The sequence below is a fragment of the Microvirga sesbaniae genome (genome assembly GCF_025460805.1).
Lineage (GTDB): Bacteria > Pseudomonadota > Alphaproteobacteria > Rhizobiales > Beijerinckiaceae > Microvirga > Microvirga sesbaniae.
Genome location: NZ_JAMXFJ010000010.1, coordinates 117,148 through 141,200, shown reverse-complemented (window position 1 = coordinate 141,200; position 24,053 = coordinate 117,148). Strand labels below are relative to the sequence as shown.

The window sequence follows — 24,053 nt, the reverse complement described above, 5'->3', positions numbered from 1 at the left end:
GTGGTTAGTCCTTCTTGTCGAGCAGGGAGGCTAGCTTCGGGTTTTGGCGGACAACCTCTTTCACGATCCGGCTCATCGCTTCCTCGATGATCTCATCGGAGGTTGCCTTGTGGATCGCCTCCTGCCAGTCGTCATTGGTGTCGGCGAAGTGATCGGGGAAGCGCTGCAGGGCTGCCTTGAAGAAGCGGTTTTCGGCGTCGATCTGCCGCTCGGACCCCCAATCGTCGTCGGTCTTGCACTTCGCGGCCTCTGCCAGCATCAGGAGCGTATTGTAGTTCGGCGCCGTCCCTGCAGGCGGGGAATAGCCGTCCAGGAATTCCCTCACCAAGATCCACTCGTCAGCCGCGTAGAGGTCTTCCATGGTTCCGTCGTCGAGCTCACGGCAGACACCAAAACGAAGGTTCTCTGGAAGTTCACGATCCTGGGGGTTGGGATGATCCACCCACAAGACGAGATCCCGCATAATGTCGTGGAACCTCGGGCAGGCATCGTTGTGCCAGGAGTAATCCTCGAATGACGGTGGAAGCTCGGGAATCCAGGCTGCCTGAAATCCGGGGAACTCCCGCTTCCACTGGGGCAGTTCGGCCGCCTGGGACACTTCCGGTTCGGCAAGGATTGCCGCGATGGCCTCGGCCTCTTCGGGAACGAAGTAGCCCGAGGACCGGGCGGTGGTCAGGATATCGCGCAAGGTCGCGATTGTAGCGTCCTGGCCGGCGGCGTAGCGCGTCTTAGCGAATGCCACAAAGGTCCCGATGACGGTCAAGGCCTGACGCGGCGTAGCGGTCGAATTCAGCCACCATTCGTCAGTGGGATGATATGCGCCGATCAGACAGGTCGGATCATCTGGGTTGTCGGGGAGGGACGCCCCATCTTCGGCAGTGAGCCAGAAATACCATCCGTCCTCATAGTGACGGGCATAGGCAAGGCATCCGCCCCCAGTATGGTCGACATCCAGCTGCGATTGTTCGGCCAGAGCCTTCATCGGTTCTGGCTGGCGCTGAACCGTTTTCTCGATCGCGTCCGAGAAGTGATGGACAGCGATTTCGCGATCCACTCTGGTGGCGGATTCAGCGGCGATCCGAACCATCTCCATGATCTGGGGAATGCGAAGCGGCGTCACCGCTGCGCCAGCCCCGCCGTAATCCGCCGGGAAGATGTCGCGGCGGAAGGCATGAGCCTTGGCCTCGGGGCTCTTGGCATATCGCTCAAGGGCCTCGAGGATCGTGGCGACGTCGTTCAGGTCGAACTCGCCGTTTAGCGGGAACTTGGGAAACATGGGCTGCCTTTCTGAAGACAAGCGATAAAGGGGGTGCGTCAGGCGGTCGGGACTGCAAGCCCCTCAGGGAGAGGGTGGCGACGGAAATCTGGCCGCTGATCGAACCGGAGGGCGGAGGCGCCGAGATAGGTCAGGGATGGCTCGGAAGCGATGAAACGCCGGCCGAGATCGAGGGCGACCTTTCCGGTCGTGTTCGATCCGGCCATGGGGTCGTAGACAATCTGACCTGGTTCGGTTGTAAGCAGGATCACCCGCTTTGGAATTGCCTCGGGGAACCGCGCCGGGTGCGGAGGGAGTCCGGCCTCTCTGCACCGACGGCTGAATTGATCGTTACCTGGCGCTCCCGCGGCGACGATCAGGTTGCCCGGCAGTGGGCCGTCACCGGTTGGCGCAAAGGCCCGTTCATTGATGTTGTAGCCGCAGGGCCGCTTGCTCGACGGCCGCTTCTGCGCCCGATCCCAAGCTGCGACGGTCGAGGCGGCATAGGGCTCGACCGGCAGTCGGCGGGTGTCCCAGTTGGGGTTAGGGCTCTTGCTGAAGAACAGGAGGTGCTCGAGGGTGTTGCGTGGACGGAGGCGCGTCTTCGAGGCCCACTGGATGTTCCCCATCTTCGTTGGGCTGTGCCAAACACTTCGGCCCGAAAGATGGAGCCCGAGTTCGTCGACGCAGCTGAGGGTAAGCCGCTCGACGTATGGCGAGAGATTGGGCGTCCCGCTGACGAACGTATCCATAAGGTTCAGGCAGATTGTCCCGTCAGTGGCTAGGAGGCTCTTCCACACTGCGAGGAGCGACCGCATCCAGGAGAGCCAATCGGGAACGGAGAAACTCCCATATTCGCGAGAAACGGTCGGATATGGCGGGGACGTAAACACGAGGGCTAGAGAGCCGGGCTCTATCGCTCTCGCTGCATCCTCGGCATGGGCCCAAAGTGCCACCCCGTCATCGAGTGAGTAGATCAGGACGGCAACGCCGCGGCGAACCTTCTTCAATTTGGCATATCCGGGATCGGCAAGTTCCCAGATGCCACGATTGCCTTTGTGAATCAGGCCAGCCATCACGGCGTTCTGGCGAGCCCATCGCACCGCCTGCGGAAAGACGGAATAGGTCTGTCCATCCCCGCAGGTGCGCTTTTGGGAGCGTAAATCGTCAGGAACATCAAGCCGATCAGCAAGTCTCTCATAGAGATCGCTCGGCTTGGCCCGTCCGCCACGGGATTCCAGCTCTTCGAGCAAGGGAAGTTGTAATAGCCCCTGAAGCGAGGGTCGCGCGGTGAAGGCGCGGGCACACTCCTCGGTTTGGATGCCCTTTTCGACGCGTCGGGCGCGGGCTCGCGCCGCAGTGGCTTCGGAAGATTTCATGTCAGGTACTCAGTTTGCTCAACCAGATCCCGACATGAAAAAAGCCGGACGGGTGTCGTCCGGCTAAGTTGGCTCCTCGCTTCAGGGAGAATGAAATTCTAGTCCTTCCAGGGATCGTCCTCGTTCCCACCGAAGCCATCGGTGCTGCCGCCGTTGTCGGAGCCGTTGCCGTTGCCGGCTGGGATCAGGATGAGGTCGCCTCCGAAACGCTGGAGGACGAGGTCGGTGACCTGCCGCTCCACCTGGTCCTTGTCGGTGAAGGTGCGATACTGGATCTTCAGTCCCTTCAGAAGGATCGGAGCGCCCTTCTTGACATACTTCTCGACGGTTTCGATGAGGTTCGGATTGTAAATGACGACGTTGTGCCACTCGGTCTTGGACTTCTTCTCGCCGTTCTGCGTCCAGGTCTCGTTCGTGGCAACACGCAGGTTGGCTACCTTTTCGCCGTTGCCCAGCGTGCGGATCTCTGGATCTCGGCCAACATTGCCGAGGAGCTGGGCTTCATTGATGGACTTCATCGGAGGGTCTTTCCTAGGTTTCGACTTTAGGGTCGGATTGAGAGACTTTTGGGGATTGCTTTAGGCGTTGACCAACTTCTGTTGGCTTTGAGGTTTCAGCGAAAAATGATCCCGTTTCGCATCGAGAAAGCGGACACCTTGCGCTTGGGAGGCTTATTCGAAGCGGTAACTTTCTCGGGCTTTTCATATGCGATGGAGGCGCAATGCTCGCAGTACGGCTTGCCGCTGATCGCAGGCTCGCTGCAGTAGAGCATGGAGACGCCGGTGCCGCTGACCGGGTAGCGGCAATGGCGGTCCCGAAGATCAAAGATCGTCAGGCACTTCGAGAGGTCACGTTCCGGCTTGGCCTCAGCGACGGGAGCAGCCTTCTCCAGCACGCAGGCTGGTACGGGCGCGGCGTTCACAACGGCTGGGATGCTGACAACCTCGGCGACGGGTGCTGGGGCTGGCGCAGTCTCAGCAACAACAGTCTGGATCGCTTCTGCCACTTTGGCAGGCGCCTTGGCCTTCTCAGCACGTTTTTTGTAGTGCCGGATAAAGTCCGCGCCTGACGTATTCAGCTTAGTATCGGCAGTTGCAGCGGCCTCAAACAGTGGCAGCGTGAGGAGAGCTTTGCCCGACGGCTTCCGGGTGCTTGCCTTCCGGACGATCCGCGTTTCTTCAACGGAGCGGGGCTCACGTGTATCCGGCAGGGCCAGGATGACTTGTACGTCAGATTGGCCGCGTTTCAGGATGCGCTTCCCAATCGTGCGTTGCTTGGGAATGTGGTTGCGTGACGGACGCTTCTGGCCCACCTGCCAACCACGGCGCCAGCAAATGCCGAGGATCTGGGAGCGGGTAACCGGAACTTCGGGCGTGGAGATCTCGGCCGCGATAGCTTCGGCTGTGAGCTTGCGGCCGACGAGCTGCTTTATCTTTTCGACGGTTTCGTCGTTCCAGATACCATTAACTTTGATCTGGTTGGCTGGAGCGCCCGATGATTGAGAGGCGATGACCGCGGAGAAGCCGCTGGTTTTGTGAAGAGCCGTTGGTTGCAACGTTTTCATCATATCGACCTTGGTTACGCAAACGTCCGCTTTCGCATTCCATCGCTTAGGACGGGCGTCTGTGTCGTGCATCGATGATCATGAACTGCGCGCGGGGCGAGGCCTGATCCTGGTGAAGCCTGTGAGCTTGTTATTTGTTAGTCTCACAGGAGAAGCTCAGCCTTTGACTCCCATTCCGTCATAGAATGGTAAGCTTGCCAAAACCGCCGGATCATCTAGCGGCTTGCCGTAGCTCCAATGTGGCCGAATTATGCCGTCCGGGCCTCGAACCGTCAAGGCAGAAACGAATTAGTAAGAGGTCGCCCGAATTATAAAGCACCCCTGAACCACATGATTCGAGCCGATCCGAACGGGTGCGTCGCCTAGAGGACACACCCGTCTAGCAAGAAAATATGTTCAACTTCAATGATGTATGAAGCCCATCCTGAGGCTTTTCGCTTTCTTGTGGGAAAGCTCCTCCTGCAAAGCTGCGACAAACCAGCTCGGGTCATCCTTAATTCGGAGAACCGAAGCCTTCTGCAGAACCACGTCGAAGTCACCAGGGGTAAGGTTGGTGAGTTGTAGGATGTCGGCCGGGGCTGGCATGTTGAAGAAGCGGTTGAAGGCCTTCGCCGCAAGTTCCGGGGTAAGGGCCTCGAATTCGAGCTTGAACACGAAGCGGCGCAGGATGGCAGGGTCGATGTCCCGCTTGTGGTTGGTCGAGCAGAAGACCGGAAGATCATGGCTGTCGAGGTGGGTCAGGAAAGCATTGGTGAGCGTTTTCTGGTAATCCTGGGTCGCCGTTTCCCGGTCAGAGAACATCGTTTCAACTTCGTCCATGATAATGGCGAAGTTGTGCTTTCGGGCATCGGCAAACATCTTGTCGACGGCTTTCTCGGATTCAGAGAGCCAGCGGCTTGTCAGATCCGAATAGCGATAGACCTTGGACTGGTAGCCCATCTGGTGGGCGACATAGCGGCCGAAGGCGCTCTTGCCCGTACCGGCCACCCCGTCGATCAGGACCGGCATGCGCCCGCGGGGCGCTGTGGTCATTTTCTCGATCAGATCCGGTAAGTCCTGCTTGCAGACGTACAAAGACATATCGAGGTCGGCGATTGCGATCGCGGGCGTGACGGAGGCCGAGGATCTGGCGATGACCTCTAGGGCGGACTGGGCCGAGCCGGTCATCACAGTCGAGTAGACCGCCTGGCGCCGCTGGGCTGGAGTCAGGTCGAGCCGTGCGATGGCCGCAATATCGGTCTGCGGCATGTCCTGCCCCGGAAGGGTTTGGGCAACGGCTTTGATCTCGGCGATGCGCTCCTCGTAGGAGGGCTGGGGCGGCTGATAGGCGAGGGTCAGCCGATTTGCGATTGTCGCAATCAGCGGGATCTGAGAGCGGGCTGGACCAATGATTGGGGTCTTGCCGTGAGTGATGATCGATCCAAGCATCAGGTGTGTGAGGTTCGGCCCTATGTCGTATCCCTTGACGACTTCGGGATCATCGGGGCTGATCATAGGCTCGTTCGACAGGGAGGCCTCGAAGAGCGCCGGATAGGTCGGGACGAGGATAGCAGCGGGAAGATCCGCATAGGCTGCGGCGAGAATAGCGATGTCCATGATGACGTCGCGGGTTTCTCGGTAGTGGCGCTGGATCGTCAGCGGGAGCATGCCGTGAGATGACAGGACGTGCTCGATCCGTGCTGCCGCATAGTCGAGATCCTCGCCGGGATGGTAGGTCGAGACAAAACCAGGAATGGACGACGGGGCGAGGCGGCGAATGGCATAATACCGGAGGAGAGCGGATGCCAGCTTGTCTTGCGTGGCCGTCGCAGGCTCGGTGTGAGGTGTAGCTGCGTTCTCGAGGGCGATCGACAGAGAATGGAGGTTGTGCTGAAGGCTGATCGCTCCGTCCTCAATCGTGAGGATCTTCAGCATGGCACACGGCAGGGACGCGAGCTCGCCTGCCAGAACATTAGCATCAGTCGCCCAGTTGGCGGCATCGATAGAATTCTGCAGAAAGGCCAGAGCCGAGATAAGAATGCCCTGCGCCTCGGCGCCGTCAGCGGAAGCAGGGCGGAACAACGGAACCTTGCGGTCTTCCGTTGTGAAGGCGGAGAGGACCTCGGCGAATGCTGGATAGCGACGGTCCATCAGGATCGTTAAGACCGGCCACTGAATAGACGGCTTCCCATCGCTGACAATAAGAGAAAGCCGCTCGATCGCTTTCAGATCGGCGACAAAGAGGTGATCGGTTAAAGCTCGGCTCGACCATTCTCGGTGCAGTGCGGTGGCTTTCTTCTTAGTTGCCACCTGCTTCGGCAGTACACGCGATAACATTGCGAGAAGATAAAGAGCAAAATTCATAGTGACCCTTGGCCTGTGGCGGGCTTCTTCTGGGGATTGAGAGGGGTAGGCTGCGGATTAGGTCAGCGTCGACCTAAATCCGCCTGAGCCTGGGTCTGAGGTTTCACAGGAATGCGAACAGGCGAGTTATTCACTTTTGCATCCTGAGCGAAATACTCTGGGGGGATGCCATTCTCGAAGATCGCGATCCGGCAGTCAGGGGTAAGCGCGAGACGTTCGATTTCATTCCCGCGAAGAGCGATGATGCCGTCGGCCTTCGCCACTTGAACCGGAAGTTGCTGGCGAGGCTGAACGTTCTTGAGCATGCCTGCGATGTTGCCGTTTCGACGGAACGAGATGAGATCCACTGCGAAGTTGAGATCCCGCGTCATGAAGTCGAAGGTCGTCTCAGCGCTCAGGATCGTGGCGAACCCCGTCGACGGCGCCATAGAGGCGCGATGCGAGAGTCCAACGGCGGCCCGGACGGGCGAGCTGGCGAACTCTACGGCAACAGGATGCATGGCCGTCGGACAGACGAAGGCGGCAGCCCGGATGACGTTGTTCGTGAAGCATCCATCCATAGACGGCTGCTGCGCGCACATCGAACTGTCGCGGGTCTGCTCGGCAGGCGAATCTGACGTTAGCGAGACCCGCGAAATCAGATCATTCTGAACCCGCGTGACGATCTTCTTGGCGCTAGGCACGACCTCGAGGAACCTTGTCGGGCTTCCTGCGGCGAGAACGAGGGCTGCGGCCGTTGCCATGGTTCCGATCAGAACAAGGGAGCCACGGCGCTTCTTCGGCGGCTGGTTCTTGTTCATCAGGCGCTGTCGCAGCGCCTCTTCTTCGTTCACCGAGATCCCTGTTCCCCAGTCGTGATCGTAGGAGACGTTGACCTCGGAGGCAGCGGCTCGGCTCCACGGCCACCGACGCGCGTTGCGAGCCTCTGGTGCATGGTATGGGCCAGGAAGGGTATTCCCTGTGACAGAAGCAAGGGCAGGAGCGGCGTCGGCAGCAACCTGGTCGGGGAGAGGAGCAAAGGTTTCGAGATAAGGATCGTGGACGTCGATGACCGGGTTATCCGGGTCGGTGGACTCTGCGGGAGCACCCTCGGCAGATGCGCCCCCTTCGGCCTGGTCGGCGTCGACCACCGATTCAACCACGTCGTCGGCGCTGTCACCCTCTGCAGGAGCCTCGACCTTCTGCCCAGACTCGCCCAATGGCGTGCCAGTGAAGCCTCCGGCCAGGACCACGAAATCGTTTGCGTGGGTGTCGTCCTCATCCGGCTCAGGTGTTGGATCTTCGGCTGTCGGTTGGAGTTGGCCGCCGACGAGTAGAATGAAGGAATCGTCGATCATATCGGACCCAGCTGGGTTCGACGGCTGCGGCTGGTGGGCATCTTTAGAGGCGGCGCCAGACTTAGAGGGCCAAAAGCGTGTCAGGTTCATGATCTTATGCCCGCTTTGCAGCCTTGCCCTCAGAACGGGCATTCGGGGAACCAAGGCTCTTGAGATAGGCAATATGCGAGTCGATCTCGGCGGCCGCGACGTCCGATTTCAGGAGGTCCCGGGCCTCGGCTTCTTTGCCAGTCATCACGAGGACGACAGCGAGGTTCTGACGGACCTTCTGGTCAGCACCAGGCGCAACGGAAGCCTTGCGGAGATACTGTTCCGCAGAGGCCATGTCGCCGGTCACAGCATAGGAGAGGCCCATGTTGGTCAGGACCATCGGATCCTCCGGCTGGATCTTCAGTGCAGCCGTATAGAGGGAGCGAGCGCGATTGTGGTCGCCGGACTGATCGGCGATCACGCCTTGAGCCGAGAGAACCCGCCAGTCAGGGTTATCTGGGGTATGGGCTCGGTCCAGTACATTCGAGGCGAGCTGGGTCTTGCCAACGGCGATCAGGGCCTTCCCGTAGGCCGCGATCACCCCCTTGTCGTTCGGGAAGCGGAGAGCCGTCTGCTGGAGAACGGCAGCCGCTTCCTCATTGCGATCGAGGGAGTTGAGAGCCTTGGCATAGGCCAGAGCAGCCTCCGGGTTGTCCGGCTGGGAACGGTAAGCCTCTCCCAGACGCTCCGCTTCAGAGCGGATCTGGCCCTGGGAAGGCTGGCCCGAAAGGCCGAGGCTCCCGGTGGTTGTGGTGCATGCGGAGGCCAAAAGCCCAGCGGCCGAAATCAGCGCAGCACGGAGGATGAGGCTGTGTCTCATAACAATGTCCCGGTTAAACCTACGATTCGTGTTTTTCTATTTCGCCCCTTTTCGCATTTTCACGTGCGAAGGGAAACGGGTCCAAAGCGCTCCGCACGCTAATTCGCAGCCTCAATTGGCGGCAATGCGATCTGGTCGGGCAAGAAGTGGAAGTCGATCCGAGCATCGGAAGCAGGATCTGGGTCTGACCCAGAGGCCAAAAGTTCAACCAAGCCATCGACTTGATCCAGCCGGATCTGGGACTGGAGCATCAGGAGCGATGAGCCGATTAAGCATGATTGAGAAAACTCGACCGGGGTCGTTGTGATGAGCGCTTCCGGGTGATCTTGGCTCAGACCCACGGCGGCCCGTTGCGCGGCCGCTCCATCGAGAGAAGCAAAGAGTGGAACAGCACCCGCTGCGTTCTGAACGGCGACTAGATATGTGAGCATGATTCGAGAATGTCCTGGTGGCGATTCTTGTTGTCGGACGGGTAAATCGTGGGTTTCGGCGGTCGCCTTGACCTGCTCTCAACACGTTAAGAGAAATATTTTTCTGTCAGGTTGTTTGTCGTTGAACGCCGATGAAGTCTTTTGTTTGCGGGTCGACACTTGATGAACTTGCAAGCCGAAGCGATAAATGGCGAGGCTCCGAGCTTGTTTATACATATTCAAAACTAGCCCATTCCCCTTCGTATATCCCGCATTTTATTTCGGACTGAGCCAGACAACGAACCAACGAAGATCTGAAGTCTCGGGCGCGAGTTTTGGCAGAGCAGGCTGGCAAGTGGAGTATCGTTTCCGTCTACTTGCGGCTCGATTAGGAGACAGTATGCACAAAGGCAGTTCTGCAACATTTTGAGACTGATCCCGACAGGGGATTAGATATTGTCCCGTCGTAAGAAGTATACCGTGAACTCAATCTTGTGCTCTCGGAAGTCTTCGCGCTGACCCGCTACGATTGAACCCTATTCAATCCGTCGTCCTGACTTCCGCTTGGATTTGACAGACGTTGCGCTCTCCCGATCTCGGTGGCATGTTCATGGGGAACCCGGCAATGTCGCCTCTTCCTGGTGAGCCAACATTGTCGAAGCGGGTCTACGCCCGTCTGACTGGGCGGAACTGACAGCCGTTGATTTTATCCGGCATGTCGTTCCGCCTCTTTTTTACCGAGCAGCGGAAACACAACAGAAGGCCTGGGATCGTGCGTCCGGCTTGCTGCCATTCTCGCGATGACGTCCCCCATGCTGGACTGGTGCGAGCCTGTCTTGCTTACGATGCTGTGCAGATAACCGCCGGGGTTCGAGATCCGCCCATCTTCATGCCCCTGAAGAATGACCAGAAGGCTCAAGGAAGCCTCAATCGGGCCGAGGGACCGCTGGGCTTCATCCCATAGCTTTCCAGAAATCCCAAGGAGCCCTCTGAGTTGGTGAATGCTAGATGCCAGCTTATGAACCGACGAGAAGGCGTCAGGATAATACTGGGAGAGGGCGGGGCAGGCTCGCTGCACCTGATTCAGGTCCAAGGGTAGGCCTTTGGTACGCTCCTGCTGGATCTCTGACTTTGGCGCGTAGGGCGCAGCCTTGATGCCATTCACATCTTCGGCAGCCCTTTGATTCAAAGAGTCATCCTTTTTATGAATCAGATTAGGATTCTGGGTGAATCCTTTGTCGCCTGCGGGCGAAGAATCTTCGACCAATTCGGTTGCATCGAGATGCTGGTTCCAAGCCGATTGAGCCGAGACTTCGAGTGTGATGAGTGACGACAGCAGAGTGTGCAGGTCAGCCAGCGAGGCCTTCACGGTCCGGGTGGGGCGGCTCAGCGTCATGCCGTACTGCTCCCCGAGACGAGCGAAGGTTGCGGCGAGTTCAACCCAGGGACCGGCGATCTGGCTGTCCTGGCCGCCGGCGATCAGGCGGATGACTCTGATCCTGGTTTCAGAAATGAGTTGAGCTAGCTTCTTCCGCTCCGCGAGTTCGGCCTGATGAGTTTCGGCCAGCTCAAGAAACTGCTCCCGACGGATCATCAGGGGAGTAAGATTGATGCCGCAAGCCTGAACAATGCGATTGTTGACGCGCGTACCGAAGCGTTTGCGGGTGGCGCTGTCGCTGTGGGTGATCAAGCCCATTTGGACCAGGCGTCTGAGGTGAACCTGAATGCTGCGCACATCGACACCGACGCGATCGGCCAGGGCGGCATTGGACGGCCATACGACGGGGCCGATCTTGCGATCCTCCCAGTCAATCGGATGTGAGAGATCGCAAAGGACGCTGAGGAGCCGCCAAGTGGTGGGGCGGAGTTTAAGGGCCGGAGCCGCCTTTTTAAGAGCGTAGAGCACTGCCGACTTGGTCGTTGGCTTTTCGTTAACGAACTTCTCTGTCACGGCCCGTTCGACACGGGCGTGGGCAGCCGACATCGGCCGCAATCCTTGCGGATTCATGGTCTTGACCCCGATTGTTTTTGGACAAGCGAGACCGATCGCCGAAACGACGTTTCCAGTTGACAGGGATGTCGGGGGGGTCTAAGAACATTGACGCCAATCTAGTTCTTAGTCCGGTCCCGTTGGGTTCAGTCCTTTCGATACCGGCCTCTTCAAAACCCCTGCCGCGCCAACGGCGGGGTTTTTGATTCTTAGGCCTTCTTCAAGCCGTTCATGTCCTCGTGTGTTGGATCGATCCGAGAAAATGCCGCCAAGCATTTCGGGTCGACTTTTAGATGTGAATACCGACCCGGGACTCTTGCTCCAGACGCGCCAACGCCTAAATTCCGAATCTGATGGGCCAAGTGGATTCACACCGGCAAGGTGGGTTGAGTCAAGGACAAACGAATTAAAACGCGGATTGCCAGAATTAGAGTTAAAAAGCCCGCCTCTTAATTGCGATCTTTCCGGATAGGCTGTTTTGAAATTCCGACTGCGATTCGGGATAGTTGACAGCGTGGCAGCTTGCCATTTCCGAATTCTTGTGCTTCGTAAAACCCGTTCTCAAATCAAAATTCGGATTTTCGAAATGGGAACAAAGGGAACGAGAAAGCGGTAAACTTGCGAGCTTCGGAAATTGCCAGCGAGCGCGCAACTTTAGATCGCTCCGTAACTTGTACTGGATCGGGATTTGTTAATCCAACCCGGCCAGTGACGGTTCTGGGTTTGAATGTGGTATTTGGGGGAACGGATGACCCGTAGGTCGTTTTCGGAAGACGATTTCTCTGAAAGCAAAACGCTTCAGAATGTGAGCGCAAACCTTCAGACCATCAAGAAGTTGATGGGGTGGGGAACCACGGAGATGTCGAAGCAGATCGGCATCAGCGACCGGCATCTCGATAGCTTGCTTCGGATGACCTCGAATGTGACTGTTCTGGTCCTCGAGAAGATTGCCGAGGGTCTGGGAATTCCTTTCCAGCGCCTGACAGGAACTCGGATCGTGGTCAGGGGCCACGTTTCTGGCGGCAACTACCTTGAAGAGCTCCAGCAGGAGCCCTGGCACATCAGCAGCGACGAGATTGAGGCTCCGGTGGCTCGCTCGTCGCGTGAGGCTCCTTCGCGCAAGGCGAAGAATGAGACGAAAGCACCGGAAGAGCCAGCGTTGCCTCCTGGAATGGAGGGGATCTTCCAGCGCCTCATCGATGTACAGGAGCGGCTCACACAGGATCAGAGCCGGACGGACGCCAAGGTCGATAAGCTGGCCGAGCAGATGCAGGACCTGGCCAGCGCGGTCAGAGGTCAGGCAACGTCGGCGGCTGCGGCCAAGAGTGAAGCCGCCGGTTCAGGAGGCGGTGCAAAGGGATCGCGCAAAGGGCGGAAGGGTTCGGAGGAGACCTCGTCCAAGTCAGGCAAGGGCGGACGGGGTGCTGCAGCCCGTTCCAGCGCTGGCGCGACGGTCTCAAGTGGGCGTACCGCGGATCCAGACGGAGACCTGTTCGACCGGAGCGCTCCTGAGGCTCCCAAGCGCCGTGGCCGGCCGCCTAAAGCCGAAGCCGCAAGCCGGACGACCCGCGAGGCAGCCTTAAAATCCCGAGGGCATGAGAGCGTAAAGAAGGCCAGTCCTTCCAAAGACGACGGGCGCACGAAACGCCCCTACAATCGAAGGAAATAAAAAAAGCCCGCTCGGAGAAGAGCGGGCTTTCTTGTATCGGCCGGGGAGGGACGAGAAACCGTCTCTCCCGGTTAGAATACCATTGTGAAGACGTAGGCGATTGCCGCCAGAGCGGCGAGGAACACCCCGATCTTGACGACAGTCCAGCCGAGGACGAGGGCCATCTTGACGGCGCCGAGCGCCAGCAGGACCCCGAGGGCGCCAAAGACGCCTTCGTTATAGACCCACATGATCATCGCATGAGCGATCACGATGAAGGCGACAGTGGGGGCCAGGGCCTTGAGCTCGACCCGGAGAGCTTCCTTGAAAGTCATGGCAGGATCCGTTTCTTATTCTTTTTATTGGATCCAGCGCGGGGATGTCTAGGCTAGCGTCTAGTCCGTGCTGGTTCTTATTATTGTTCTTGGCACGGCCGCTTTTGCCGCCGTTCTTTTTTGGGGTTTCAGAGAACCCCTTGTTCACCTCAAAGCCATAGCTTCAAGAAGTGTCTCCCTGACCGGAACCGGTCAGGGTCAGCGTTCACCAGGGCATGCCGAAATAGAGATCCTGCTGCCCTGCTCTCTTATCGTTGTCAGTGCGTGGGGACTTGGAGTTCGGGGACGAAGGACGAGGAGCCACGACGTGGGGGATTGTTCCTAGCGCTCTCACGAGCGCCTCGATGAGACTGATCTTATCTCTTGTGAGATCTCCGGATCCGGGCACCGGAACGACCGTGATGATGGAACGCCCGAGAATGGTATCTCCGTCCCATACGCTCTGGGGCACCGCCTGGACGCGAATTGGAGACCCAGGCTCAGGCAGGGACACTGGGGTGAGACCGTTCCTGATCGAAAGCCGGTCGGTATCGATGACCGCCCCGAGAATAGAATGGGCAGATCCGACATTGTTGAGACCCCTGACCTCAATGACATCACTAAGGGCAGCGGGATGTCGGCACCGGTCCGCTTCGGCAGCATGCAGCGCTCGACACAGGGGAACTCCGTACTCCTTTAATATATGGCGCAGTTGAACCTGCGGGTCCGGCTCGATGAGACGGAAGGGGATTGTGACCTCCGCGTGGCCGGCCCTGGGGGTGTGGAGCACACATATTAAGATAGCAAACCGAATTAGGCGGGGTTATTTTACCCGCGTAACTCGGCACAGCCGTTCTCGAATCATAATTCGGGAGCCGGATTGCCCTGAAGCCCGCGCACGCAACGTTTTCGAGGTTTCCATGGACAACGATCTGATACCCACCAACAGGCCTAATACTACCGACCAGGCATCGGGTTCAAAAGGCCTGTTGAGCTCAATCAAGGGGACTTTGTCCGACGTCGGCAAGCAGGCGGTCGAGGGCGCTGTGAACCTCGTGACCCCCGAGGGTTTAAACGCATTCTCCGGTCGCATGCATCTCCACGGGGCCGACGGTACAGCACCAGCCAGCCTCAAGGACGTTGATAGCGTTCTCTCAAAGGCAGGCTCCAAGGGGCTCGATGCCCTCATGGGGCCGAACTTCGAGAAGCAAGCGCTGCGGGGCGCGGAGGAGGTGTTCTCGCGCATGGCCCACGGTCGTGACCGTACTCGGGTCCGGGACGGTCATGACATCGGTGGCTAAACCTGCCGACAGCCGGCTTTTCGCGGGTCCATTTTCAGCGGTCTCGGCCGTGCGAACAGTTCTACGGCGGGTTCCAGGGCATGGGGGGCTGAGCCGGTTGTATCGCGGCATCGCGATCGCAGCAGTCGGGGCGGTCCCGATCTGTCTGTTGCTTGGAACTGGTTGGGGCCTGCTGTGGGGCTTGGTCCTGGCTTTGATTGTCGACCAAAGTCTTTGGCTGGGTAGAAACTTTGTGGCCTGGACCACAATCTGGTTTCTCGTCTGGTCGTTTTGGGTTCAAGCCGGATCGTACTTTCTACCGCTCCACAGCGAGTTCTGGCTGGTTCTGGTCGGGGTCTGGAAAGCCGATGGGATTGTCTTAAGGGAAGTTGGAATCCCCCTCCTTGCTTCCCCAATCGCGTGGTTTGTCCTCGGTTTCCCCGGGTCGAAGGGCCTGGATGCCCTCTTCAAGCATATTCAGCGGGATCTGATCGAGTTCCCGCTGCTCGTGGCTTCCGCCACTGTTTTCACGTTCAGCTGGGCGGCGCCGCAAACCCCGGGTGCCGTTCTGATCGGCTCCACAATTTTCGCAGGGATCATCGGCATGGTTATGAACTTTCTCAGGCGCGGACTGCTCAAGAGTGCGGCGGCGATAGACAATAAGATTGAGGCATTGGAGACGAGGCAAAGCGGGACGCAGGTTAGAGAGATCAACGTCCCGGCCCTCGGACAATCCGGACGCCCGAAGCGGTTCGTGTTTGACGATGAGGACCCTGAACCGGCGGCGGCACCTCTGACCGCCGCACCCTTTCCCGCGCCAGGTGCACAGGCGGTCGCTGGGGCCGCAACTGCGCAGCCTTCTCCCGTGGAGGAACACATCGAGCTCACTCCTGACGCCAGTCTTTGGGACGAGGACGGTGGCGATGAAGCGGAGGTTGAGGCCCACGGTCAGGGCGAGGATCAAGGGCAAGGGGCCGACAGTTCCGGGGAGCCTGAGGATTTGGCTTTCGATGACTCGCTTTTCGCGAGCGATAATGGACTTGGATCTGAGGCAGGTCCATTGGGGGATGAGGTTTCAAGCGAAATGAACTTCGGTGCGGAAGAGACCGTGGACGGGGACGCCCGTCGAATTGCGTTCATGGATGCTCGCAAACTGGTTGATGCCTATCACCTGTTGTCCGAGCAAGCGGCGATCAGCGACGATCCGGTCTCAGTCCGGGAGGCGGTCGGCACCTTGGCCGACATGATTACGAACACCACCCAGCTCTCGCGCGATTGTCTGACGGAAATCGATCATCCTGAGGTGATTGACGGGTGGATCCTCTCCGCGACATTTAACGAAGACGCCGATATCGAACGTGAGATCTACGACCACTTCATGAGCCCAGCGGCGGAGCCGACGGATGAGTTCGCAACGCCGGTCTTAGACAGTGTCGAAGCGGTTTCTACTCAGCCCGTGGTGAACGTCGCCGGACCGCCGGAATGGGAAATGGGGACAACGATCGTTATTGATGCCCCGGGGGTCGAGGAGCCGCAACCCGAGGAGGCGGCTGTGGTTACCGTTTCCCATGTGCCCCCGACCGAGGAGGACGATGTGGCGGTGAAGGAGCCGGAGAAGCCGAGCATCCCGACGCCCTTGCTTGATGGAGACCTTACTGAGGACGAAAAGAGCCTCGTGTCATCCATCTTGGAGGATCAAGACCTCTTGGAGAATGGCTTGCGGGCCATCGCTGGCTATGACTTCCGGCCAAAATCGCTCAGCCTCCTCAGCGGCCGGGTCGGGGCATTGCTGCGGGCCCGTTGGAGCGAGGTTTTAGGGGATCCGCGTCTCCAGCGGGTTTTCATGACCGTCCTAGAGCGTGTCGATGATGAGTTATACGAGAAGGTCGGGATCCGCCGCAGCATCTGTTCAGTACGCTTCACCTCGTCTCTCGTCCAGGGAGAGACGGAAACGTTCATGATGGATGTCGAGGAGAAGCTTAATGCGGGTATCGACACGAAAGATGATTACGATTTCCTCCTTGGCTGCAGGGACCGACTTGAAAGCCTCACCGAGGCTTTCGGCGAGGTTGTGCCAAGCCTGAACGAACTGGCTCAACGATTCCGGAAGGACCTGGAGGCTTCGGGGCGGGTCTACGCTGAACCCTTGACCCCGGTGGTGACCGAGCTGACTGGCGTGCATGCGATCGACCCGGGCTCGATCAAGAGGGGAATGGGGCATGTCCTAGCATCGAGCTTGGATCAGAACGACCGTGACCTCCTCGACGGCTTCATCGCCGTCGCCAAATCGGTGAAGACGCTCGAGCAGCGGGTGATGATCGAATCCCTGCGCCGGCAGACGGATGTGTCGACCCATCCCCTGTACGACTCTGTGATGGCTCTCAAGCAGGACGCTTTGGCCAGAGCCAAGTCGCTCCAGGACCGGGTCACGCTCTCGGGAGGAGGAGAAACGCGCCTCAAGAACATGCTGCTTTCAGGCGGGGAGGATGCCGCTGAGGTTTTCGCAAATATACTCCGTTCTGCGCAGGAGGTGGAAAACTACCGGATCGACGGCAAATCGAAGAGTGCTCTGCTGGCGAGCTTGGAATCCCAGATGGCCGCTCTCAACCGGCTTGGTGAGGAACATGCTGTGGAGAAGCGGGAACTGCGAAAGCAGGCAGATGCAAACCTGACGAGCGACAGCATCGAGGCTCATATCAGCCTACTGGCTGAGGTGTTTTCGCAGAAGAAGAATGCGGGAAACCACAAAATGGTCACCGACGCCGAGACGGTCCTGACGAGACCGAAAACCGGCCCGGCTCAGGCAATCTACCGCACCAAGGATATCACCTACGCATTCTGCTTCATCTACGGACAGAACCGCAACGACTGGTATATCAAGGATGCCGAGATGCTGCTCTGCAGGTCGAACTCTATGGCAATCTCGCTCAAACAGGCCCGAACCCAGGTCGGCAGTCTTGCAGAGGTGCAGACCGAGAAGGTCCGGATGCGCTTCATCATGGTTCACGGGAACGTAGAGGCGGGGATGGGCATCGCCTTCTCCGCAAAGCAGGCCATTGAACAGCCGGACTTGCTTATGAAACCGAGTGAGCTCGATCGCGGCCTGGAGAAGGTCTCAGGGGATGAGCAGCAGGTACGGCCCGCCGCGTAACCGTCGGTCATCTAAGAAGAGGGGTGCAACAATGCTGTGGGATCCGGTCAGCCTCGGCGACCGATTTCCCTGTTGCATCCCTCACTGCGGCCGAATGGTCGCCAAGACAGTCCCTGAAGAAAAAGGTTGGGGCGAGTGGATCTGCGGCGTCCACTGGAAAATGGTTCGCTCTACTTACCGGCGCGTCCACGCGCGCATCCTTCGCCGCGGGCGACAGGGCCTGGCGGTGCCTCTTGTGCGGGCTGATCGCACGTGGGCTCGCGTTAAGCGGGCGGCGGTGAAATGGGCCGCTGGTCTGAGCTGATCCCCAACGGACGCTGGTGCTGCCGCACTAAAAAGCGCATTTCTGCATTAATATGCTGTTTTCCGAATTGTGCTTCATGAAACTTATGCTAGGATTCCTTTGCTCGTCATTGACGAGTGCACTTGTACGCCTGGTGTGGAGGTTCGTCCGCTGGGTGCGTCCTGTGCAACCTACCGAGCCCAATGCTCGGTCAAAGCCAAAGGTGTCCAGCAATGGCTGACAACCAGAACACGGAAGTGAAGAAGCCCACCGTCTCGGAGATCCTCGAAGGTGCGACCTCGCATGCTGCGCTGATGTCCGATCGTAGTCCCGAAGGCCTTGAAGGCCGGAAAGCGGCTGCGAAGGTGATCAGTGACAAGCTCGACTACCAGCGGGACTTTAAGGGTGCCCCTGGTGTTAAGAGCCTCGCTGGTTTCCAGACTGTGGTGACCAAGGATGGCGATCTGAAGCTGCATTACGCGAAGAGCGAGGTCGAGATGGCCAAGACGATCGCGGCCAAACAGCAGCTTCCGGAGGGGCAGAAGCCGACCTCCAAGGTTCGCTTCCTTGCATTCAACATGAATGCAGCGGTCAATCGCACTGCGAATACGACGGGTAAGGACGCTCTCCATGAAAAGGACGGCGGCGTTATCTACTTCGACACCAAGGTCCTGCAGGAGAACGTCAAGGTTCTCTCGAAGGCCGCGCAGCGCGATGCCATGTCCTCGGCTCTGCAGGATGCGATCGACTCAAGCCGCCTGAAGTTTGCTGAAATGCAGGCTTTGCGGGGTCGCGCGCAGCAGCAGCAGCAAGGCATGGCCGCCTAAAAAGGCTTCTCTTCCCGGCAATAGGAGGCGTCCAGAGAGATCTGGCGCCTCCTTTCTTATGTGCAGTTCCTGGTCAGCGCAGGCGGTCTGGTCCCGTCAGGATCAATGCCGATCCGAAGATGGGGTCACCCGAAGAGATACCCCGTGCTGCATAAGCAACATCACGGATGGCGATTGCCGACGGGTTCAACGGCAGCTTCTTATGGGCGTGGTCTTCGTCCACGATCATCTGGGCGGGCTCGCCCTCGTACTCATCGACGCCGCTAACAATCTCAATGCCGCTGGAGTTCAAAGCAGAGCAGGCTTCATCAAGATCTCGGGGAGCAGCGGCCAAGGCGGTTTTCTCACCGTCGGCGCTGATAATGAAGCAAGGCATAATCGGATGGCTCCTATAGGGTTGCTGTCTATGAATTAGACCAGAGTGGATGGTTTAGCAATTTGCGAGCTGCAGTTCTTTTTTACCGCTTTAAAGGGCGGTATCACGGGATAGAATGCAGGACGTTTTACGAATCGTAATTGTCCAGGATTCGAGAATTTGGAGAGTACGAATGTTGATGACTCCAGAGACGATGGAGGCGTTGGAGGTAAGGCGCAGCCGTCTGGTGGAGATGTTCGCAGGATGCCTGAGGCGACCTGACGTTCACCGGGTTTATGCGACACCGCTTTCGCGCCGGCAGAAGACGTCAGAGCTTCCGAAGCACTTTGCCCTCGGTGGGCTGCCCGACGCCGCGGTAGAGGGTGGCTTAACGAGTGACTTCATGGCTCTCGCCCACGTCACCTCTTCCGATGCCGTAGAGCCAGACGATATTCGATTCCGGCGGCTTTGGAAGGATGTCCGGGAGAGTGCCCATGAGGCAGCCCTGGCTCTGCGTCAGCGCCTTCATGTCGAGAGAATGATGCGTCTTGGCAGCACACGCATCAGGGCGCCGGCTCAGGCCCAGCAAGCAAGCGGAGGTCCTCAATGACGGCTCAGGCCCTGGAGTCTGGTGGGATGTCTGATCCCGTCGGGCCGCTGCTTAAGCGGGAGTTCGCTCCCTATAGAGTGACAGATCGGGTCGAAATCCAGACGAGGGTAGATGGCCGGTTCACCATCATTCTCTTCGGCGATTATGTGCCGGAGGAATCGCTGCTGGGCGGAAGGCTAATTCTGTCCCCCGCCCCAAGCAGAATGCGGATCTTCGTTCGGCACTATATGGACGAAAGCTATGACGAGGGCACCGTGCTGATTGCGGAATGCCCCGACCCGAAACCGGAGCTTCTAGAGGTTTGTAGGGCGCACGAGTTCCTCGACGTGCTGATCTACAATCAGACAGAGAATCCTCTCGAGTTCCAGAACCTGTTGGCGTGGGTCGACGAAAACTAGCGCCCCATCCCGAGACGATCAAACATTCACGAAAGGCTAGCTATGGATACCCTTGCTTTTACAAACGGTCAGAAACCCTCCTTCATTGTCGGCACCCGCACGGGCGGCCAGGGTAAGACCCTCATCTCTCAGGTAATCCAGTACATCTTCCAAGGGCGCGGGCAGCCGTTGCGCGTGATGGCTGCAGACACGGCCGGAGATGAGGGCAGCGCCACGAAGTCGAAGCTTGCACGGTTCCTGGAAGGGCAAGAAACGGTCGAGGAGCTCGGCATCGGCGTTTCGTTGACGTCCATCCGCTCTGATGAAGCCGCGGGCCTCCAGTACTGGGAGCGTCTGGGCCAGGCCCTTGAGCAGGGTAATGTTCTGGTTGATGTTGGCGCAAACGTCCTGCCGTCGATCTGGAATTGGGCCCTGGAGATTGATGCCGGCCGGGTGTTCGAGACGGCTCCCCCAATCTGGTTGATCATCCCCGTCACAGCCCAAGCGCAGAGCTTGGTAGACGCTGCGGACCTGATCCGCCTTGCCGAGACGAACCGCAAGTTCCTGCCGATCGCCCGCTATGTGGTGGTATTCAATGAGCACGAAGGCAAGTTTGATAGCCTGTCAGAAACATCTGAGTACCGCGATCTCATGAAGTTCGTGACCGACCACAACGTGACGGTGGTGAAACTCGGGCGCTGCAAGAGTTCAGTGTGGCAGAAGATCCAGGGCAACTGCATTTCCCTTAAGGCGATGAAGGAGCTCGACTTCCGTGACTATACGACGAAGTTTGGGATTAGCTCCTTCATGGCATCGGCCGCCGAGAAGGACTTTTCGGGCTGGCTGACCGAGACAGTGAGCGCATTCCGTGAAGCGAAGCTGGTGCCCGATGATCTGGCTGTCGCCAAGACTGTGGACGAATACAGTTTGAATGGCTGATCGCCCGATGGACCCCGTGAACGATTTCTACGAGAGCCATGATCGGGATTATCGGGAAGCGCTGGTCCGTCACGAGCAGATGTGCAGGGAGCGGGAACGCTCTCTGCTTCATCTCCTAGAGCAGGCGGTTCTCGAGGGCGGAAGCGACCAAGTCGTTTCTGTGATCAAGGAGCTGCCGGAAGAGGATCGGGAACTGATGGTTGAGCGTTTTCCCGATCTTCTCTCTAGGCTGACGGCGACGGCTAGTCGGGCGTCAGGAGGATCAGGCGTTGATCTTGGCGCAGCCTTTCGGGCGATCGAGGTGATCCGGCAGGCGAAACAGGAGGTTGGGCCGGCGGCGCTCTCCGACCCTCTCGGAGTGTCCATCAGCCTTCCCGATCTGGTCACACTGGCCCGTAAAGGCAGGATCACAAGCGCCAAAGGGTTAATCGCGGCGCGGGATCGGGCAGAGGCCGAAAGGAGAGGGATTTGGGCCCTCTTCAGCCTGGTTGTCCGACGACAGGCGTGGTTTTGCTGGATGCGGTTAAAAAAAGGAGCCGGGGCCCATTAGGGGCTCCGGCTCTTCGCATTGGGGCTCAGTGAACCTCCGCGCCACGACGCAGGAAGGGCGCGATGTCCAAGTTGTCTGCGCTGACGATGGTCACCTGATCGGCCATCTCGGCATGATCGCCGAAAGGACCGTCATCATCAAAAATGCTCTCATCGGGCTGGTCAGAATGCGCGAACTGGCTGGCCGTGAGGCTAGATGCCGTGTCAAGAACGATGACGGAAGCATCCTGGGCTAGGTTCAGGTCAGCCTCGGGAGAGCTCATCTGCTGGAGCCGCTGGTCTACCGATTCTTCGTAGCCATTCTCCCAGCTCTGGCGCAGCGGCCCCGGAGCATAGGGGCAAGAGCTCTTGGGTTCATTGGCAAGGGCTGCCTGAGCACCCTCATCCCGAGCCTTTGTCAGAAAGATTCCGTCAGGCGAGAAGGTGACCATCTCATCGCCCTCCTGGACCGAGCCATCGGCGACAGGGGCAGTTGTCTGGGTGTTCACAGTGTCGAGCGGTTCGGAGCTTGCCGCGGTCACCGCCTCGTCCTGCGAGGACACGGCCTGCTCCTGCAGGTCCGTCATGCCTTCGGCGGGAGCCTCGATGTCGCTCTGAACGTCAATCTCTGCGGCATCGACAGTGGCCGGCGTTTCGTCAGGGAGCGCAGCAGAAGCGACTGCATCCTGGGCGGCCTCACCCTCTTTGTCCTTGGCGCCGGCATCATAACCCTGTGCGTAGGCGGTCTGGGCTGAGGGGCGCTTGTAGAGGTTGATGTCCTTTACCTGGCCGGTGATCCCGTCGTCATAGCCCTTCTGATAGGCCGAGCGGGAGCGGGGAACGTCATCCCCATACGGGTTGTTGGGTGCGGGCGTTGACGAGACCGGAGCGGCGGGAGCGGCTTCGGAGAGCGGCGCTGCGGGCTGCACGGAAGGGGCGGCCGCCGATAGGTCGATGTCACCTCCGACGAGACCGAGTTCGATAAGCGCTCCGACACGCTTTTGGATCATGTCATCGAATGCAGGACGCGGAAGGTTGGTCTCGCCGGTCACGGAAACTGCGAGGTCATCATAGTTCGTCTGGGCGACAATCAGGGCAGAGCGAGCGGCTTCCATTTCCAACTGCAGCCTGTCCAGCGTGCGCTGAGCAAGAATGACGGCGATGTGAGACTGTTCGCCCTGGGAGACAAGAGCCAGGATTTTGTCGTTCATGTTGTGCTCTCTAGTTTTGGGGATTGAGAAATCTCGTGATGTGCACATCGACTTAGGATGTGGATTTCCTGTGTGGGCATCTGATTTCAGAGCGGGTGCCCAGGAATGAAGTTATTGGGGTTTGTATTGCTCCCCGTGCAGGCAAAGATCCTGCATGTCGTTTTCTCGAAATTCGGCAGGGGTCTCCCGCTCCGCACGCGAAAGAACGCTCGCAGCCGTACCTAAGATTGATGGCTCCCGAATTAAGATTGGATAAACTTGAATTAGATAGTATCTATCGGAAGTAGTATCGCGCCCAGGTATCGGTTATGAGTAAAAAACCGTCTCAAGATAGGGGACCGGACCCGGTCTTTGGGCTGCTCATTGGCGCTGTCGTTGGTGGACTGGGGACAGGCGGCTATCACATTCTAAGCGGCGTTCGCCGTTCCCGGGTTGATACGATCACTGGGACGGTCGAGACGGATCTCGCGTTTGGAGTCGGGCTGGGGATGGCGATCGTTGGCATCGTTCTTCTGGTGAGGTCTTCCGCCGGCCGCAAAGGGTAGGGTGCCTCTGCGAAAGTTGGCGCTAGGCAATCCAATGCCTGTTGTGATGAAATCCAGGCTCAGGGGCGATGGGTGGAGTTCGGATGGCCAGGGTATTGATCATAGCGGTGGCGGCCATTCTTGGAGCGCTTCCTGCTTATGGGCAGGCCGGCTCGCCGAAGCAGGAGGGGCGTATCCGGTACAAGCCGGGCTGGGTTGATGCGACCTGCGAGCTGGAGAGGCTGGATTTTCTGGAAGCCGAAAAGCGCAAGGAAGCACGCCGAGCGTTCTTCGATCGGCCTTACCCTAAGGAGATCGAAAACTATGTCCCTGGGGTTTTCGAATATGCCGAGCACATTCTGACCGGGATTCCTTGCTATGCGACCTCAACGGTCGAGATCCGGTTGCCGGAACGTTTCCGTTGCCGCTTGGATCGGGTGATTTTCCGCGATCCAGAAAAGGGAGAAGAGCTAAAAGCCGCCGGCGGAAACTACAGCTTCCATTTCGTGTATCTGGATGCGGCCGATGAGAAGGTCGAAGACCGGCCCCGCGCCTTGAGAAAGGGACCTCCGAGCGTCATCGGCCAAGTCCTAGTCAGAGGGCAGTTGGCCGGGAAGACCTATACAGTTACCCGCGAGTGGATGGATGGAAGCCCGGCGGAGGCAACCGGGTCTCGGGAGACTCAAGAAGCCAATCCGGACGATGCGGTCCTGCCAGCAGACAAACTACCGTTCGTGACGACTTCGAACGCCTCGATGTTCGTGTTTGACCTACGGAACGACTCGCCAATCGTGAAGGAGCTCACCGGCGGGCCGCTCAAAGAGTACCAGTTCATTCCGCATAGCTGTCAGGGTTAGGGCAGGCGGCTCGGCTGCACT

General features: G+C 58.7%; 20 protein-coding genes. 8 read left to right on the top strand and 12 right to left on the bottom strand.

What is annotated here, in order from left to right; all coding sequences use genetic code 11:
- Nucleotides 1-4: 4 nt before the first annotated feature.
- The 9 genes from OCW50_RS15690 to repC form a co-directional block, all read right to left on the bottom strand.
- Complete coding sequence (locus OCW50_RS15690; RefSeq protein WP_262298179.1) at nucleotides 5-1,120, bottom strand: hypothetical protein; 1,116 nt, start codon at nucleotides 1,118-1,120, stop codon at nucleotides 5-7.
- Between the two features lie 194 nt (nucleotides 1,121-1,314).
- Entirely contained in the window at nucleotides 1,315-2,634 is a 1,320-nt protein-coding gene (locus OCW50_RS15685; protein WP_262267078.1) for a site-specific DNA-methyltransferase, read from the bottom strand.
- A gap of 98 nt (nucleotides 2,635-2,732) precedes the next feature.
- A complete protein-coding gene (gene ssb / locus OCW50_RS15680; protein WP_262298178.1) occupies nucleotides 2,733-3,152 on the bottom strand; it encodes a single-stranded DNA-binding protein in 420 nt (139 codons plus the stop codon).
- A gap of 95 nt (nucleotides 3,153-3,247) precedes the next feature.
- Entirely contained in the window at nucleotides 3,248-4,270 is a 1,023-nt protein-coding gene (locus OCW50_RS15675; protein WP_262267076.1) for a GcrA family cell cycle regulator, read from the bottom strand.
- A 330-nt stretch (nucleotides 4,271-4,600) separates the two neighbouring features.
- Nucleotides 4,601-6,541 (bottom strand): AAA family ATPase, encoded by a 1,941-nt coding sequence (locus OCW50_RS15670; protein WP_262298177.1) that lies wholly within the window; start codon nucleotides 6,539-6,541, stop codon nucleotides 4,601-4,603.
- Nucleotides 6,542-6,603: 62 nt separating this feature from the next.
- Complete coding sequence (locus tag OCW50_RS15665) at nucleotides 6,604-7,878, bottom strand: DUF192 domain-containing protein (RefSeq protein ID WP_262267074.1); 1,275 nt, start codon at nucleotides 7,876-7,878, stop codon at nucleotides 6,604-6,606.
- Nucleotides 7,879-7,972: 94 nt separating this feature from the next.
- Nucleotides 7,973-8,728 (bottom strand): tetratricopeptide repeat protein, encoded by a 756-nt coding sequence (locus OCW50_RS15660; protein ID WP_262267073.1) that lies wholly within the window; start codon nucleotides 8,726-8,728, stop codon nucleotides 7,973-7,975.
- A 98-nt stretch (nucleotides 8,729-8,826) separates the two neighbouring features.
- On the bottom strand, nucleotides 8,827-9,159 hold the full coding sequence (locus tag OCW50_RS15655; RefSeq protein ID WP_262267072.1) for a hypothetical protein: 333 nt from the start codon (nucleotides 9,157-9,159) through the stop codon (nucleotides 8,827-8,829).
- 685 nt (nucleotides 9,160-9,844) lie between these two features.
- Nucleotides 9,845-11,146: a plasmid replication protein RepC gene (gene repC / locus OCW50_RS15650; RefSeq protein WP_262298176.1), complete on the bottom strand. Its 1,302-nt coding sequence runs from the start codon at nucleotides 11,144-11,146 to the stop codon at nucleotides 9,845-9,847.
- A gap of 730 nt (nucleotides 11,147-11,876) precedes the next feature.
- Here repC and OCW50_RS15645 point away from each other — a divergent pair.
- A complete protein-coding gene (locus OCW50_RS15645; RefSeq protein WP_262298175.1) occupies nucleotides 11,877-12,797 on the top strand; it encodes a hypothetical protein in 921 nt (306 codons plus the stop codon).
- Nucleotides 12,798-12,868: 71 nt separating this feature from the next.
- On the opposite strand, the gene OCW50_RS15640 is transcribed toward OCW50_RS15645, so the two are convergent.
- The gene (locus tag OCW50_RS15640; RefSeq protein WP_262267069.1) at nucleotides 12,869-13,111 is read right to left on the bottom strand and encodes a hypothetical protein; all 243 of its coding nucleotides are present in this window, start codon (nucleotides 13,109-13,111) and stop codon (nucleotides 12,869-12,871) included.
- A gap of 899 nt (nucleotides 13,112-14,010) precedes the next feature.
- Here OCW50_RS15640 and OCW50_RS15635 point away from each other — a divergent pair.
- From OCW50_RS15635 to OCW50_RS15625, 3 genes are all read left to right on the top strand, one after another.
- Nucleotides 14,011-14,391, top strand: coding sequence for a hypothetical protein (locus OCW50_RS15635; protein ID WP_262298174.1), 381 nt, complete (start codon nucleotides 14,011-14,013; stop codon nucleotides 14,389-14,391).
- 97 nt (nucleotides 14,392-14,488) lie between these two features.
- Nucleotides 14,489-17,521 carry a hypothetical protein gene (locus OCW50_RS15630; RefSeq protein ID WP_262298173.1) on the top strand — a complete coding sequence of 1,011 codons (3,033 nt, stop codon included), beginning with the start codon at nucleotides 14,489-14,491 and terminating at the stop codon, nucleotides 17,519-17,521.
- A gap of 516 nt (nucleotides 17,522-18,037) precedes the next feature.
- A complete protein-coding gene (locus tag OCW50_RS15625) occupies nucleotides 18,038-18,631 on the top strand; it encodes a hypothetical protein (RefSeq protein WP_262030793.1) in 594 nt (197 codons plus the stop codon).
- A gap of 73 nt (nucleotides 18,632-18,704) precedes the next feature.
- Here OCW50_RS15625 and OCW50_RS15620 read toward each other — a convergent pair whose 3' ends face one another.
- Entirely contained in the window at nucleotides 18,705-19,007 is a 303-nt protein-coding gene (locus OCW50_RS15620; protein ID WP_262267066.1) for a hypothetical protein, read from the bottom strand.
- Nucleotides 19,008-19,622: 615 nt separating this feature from the next.
- Here OCW50_RS15620 and OCW50_RS15615 point away from each other — a divergent pair.
- From OCW50_RS15615 to OCW50_RS15605, 3 genes are read left to right on the top strand one after another with little or no spacing between them, the layout of a single operon-like run.
- Nucleotides 19,623-19,994, top strand: a complete 372-nt coding sequence (locus OCW50_RS15615) for a hypothetical protein (RefSeq protein ID WP_262267065.1) — start codon at nucleotides 19,623-19,625, stop codon at nucleotides 19,992-19,994.
- A 42-nt stretch (nucleotides 19,995-20,036) separates the two neighbouring features.
- On the top strand, nucleotides 20,037-20,912 hold the full coding sequence (locus OCW50_RS15610; protein ID WP_262267064.1) for a MinD/ParA family ATP-binding protein: 876 nt from the start codon (nucleotides 20,037-20,039) through the stop codon (nucleotides 20,910-20,912).
- 16 nt (nucleotides 20,913-20,928) lie between these two features.
- A complete protein-coding gene (locus OCW50_RS15605) occupies nucleotides 20,929-21,462 on the top strand; it encodes a hypothetical protein (protein WP_262298172.1) in 534 nt (177 codons plus the stop codon).
- Nucleotides 21,463-21,487: 25 nt separating this feature from the next.
- Here OCW50_RS15605 and OCW50_RS15600 read toward each other — a convergent pair whose 3' ends face one another.
- Nucleotides 21,488-22,651, bottom strand: a complete 1,164-nt coding sequence (locus OCW50_RS15600) for a ribosome modulation factor (protein ID WP_262298171.1) — start codon at nucleotides 22,649-22,651, stop codon at nucleotides 21,488-21,490.
- A gap of 628 nt (nucleotides 22,652-23,279) precedes the next feature.
- On the opposite strand from OCW50_RS15600, the gene OCW50_RS15595 reads away from it, so the two are divergent.
- Entirely contained in the window at nucleotides 23,280-24,032 is a 753-nt protein-coding gene (locus OCW50_RS15595) for a hypothetical protein (protein WP_262267062.1), read from the top strand.
- The last annotated feature ends 21 nt before the right edge of the window (nucleotides 24,033-24,053 follow it).

Coding starts and splice junctions, on each gene's coding strand:
- OCW50_RS15620 (WP_262267066.1), bottom strand. CDS start 19,007: ATGCCTTGCTTCATTATCAGCGCCGACGGTGAGAAAACCGCCTTGGCC.
- OCW50_RS15645 (WP_262298175.1), top strand. CDS start 11,877: ATGACCCGTAGGTCGTTTTCGGAAGACGATTTCTCTGAAAGCAAAACG.
- ssb (WP_262298178.1), bottom strand. CDS start 3,152: ATGAAGTCCATCAATGAAGCCCAGCTCCTCGGCAATGTTGGCCGAGAT.
- OCW50_RS15595 (WP_262267062.1), top strand. CDS start 23,280: ATGGCCAGGGTATTGATCATAGCGGTGGCGGCCATTCTTGGAGCGCTT.
- OCW50_RS15660 (WP_262267073.1), bottom strand. CDS start 8,728: ATGAGACACAGCCTCATCCTCCGTGCTGCGCTGATTTCGGCCGCTGGG.
- repC (WP_262298176.1), bottom strand. CDS start 11,146: ATGAATCCGCAAGGATTGCGGCCGATGTCGGCTGCCCACGCCCGTGTC.
- OCW50_RS15615 (WP_262267065.1), top strand. CDS start 19,623: ATGTCTGATCCCGTCGGGCCGCTGCTTAAGCGGGAGTTCGCTCCCTAT.
- OCW50_RS15675 (WP_262267076.1), bottom strand. CDS start 4,270: ATGCACGACACAGACGCCCGTCCTAAGCGATGGAATGCGAAAGCGGAC.
- OCW50_RS15610 (WP_262267064.1), top strand. CDS start 20,037: ATGGATACCCTTGCTTTTACAAACGGTCAGAAACCCTCCTTCATTGTC.
- OCW50_RS15625 (WP_262030793.1), top strand. CDS start 18,038: ATGGCTGACAACCAGAACACGGAAGTGAAGAAGCCCACCGTCTCGGAG.
- OCW50_RS15600 (WP_262298171.1), bottom strand. CDS start 22,651: ATGAACGACAAAATCCTGGCTCTTGTCTCCCAGGGCGAACAGTCTCAC.
- OCW50_RS15640 (WP_262267069.1), bottom strand. CDS start 13,111: ATGACTTTCAAGGAAGCTCTCCGGGTCGAGCTCAAGGCCCTGGCCCCC.
- OCW50_RS15635 (WP_262298174.1), top strand. CDS start 14,011: ATGGACAACGATCTGATACCCACCAACAGGCCTAATACTACCGACCAG.
- OCW50_RS15655 (WP_262267072.1), bottom strand. CDS start 9,159: ATGCTCACATATCTAGTCGCCGTTCAGAACGCAGCGGGTGCTGTTCCA.
- OCW50_RS15685 (WP_262267078.1), bottom strand. CDS start 2,634: ATGAAATCTTCCGAAGCCACTGCGGCGCGAGCCCGCGCCCGACGCGTC.
- OCW50_RS15670 (WP_262298177.1), bottom strand. CDS start 6,541: ATGAATTTTGCTCTTTATCTTCTCGCAATGTTATCGCGTGTACTGCCG.
- OCW50_RS15665 (WP_262267074.1), bottom strand. CDS start 7,878: ATGATCGACGATTCCTTCATTCTACTCGTCGGCGGCCAACTCCAACCG.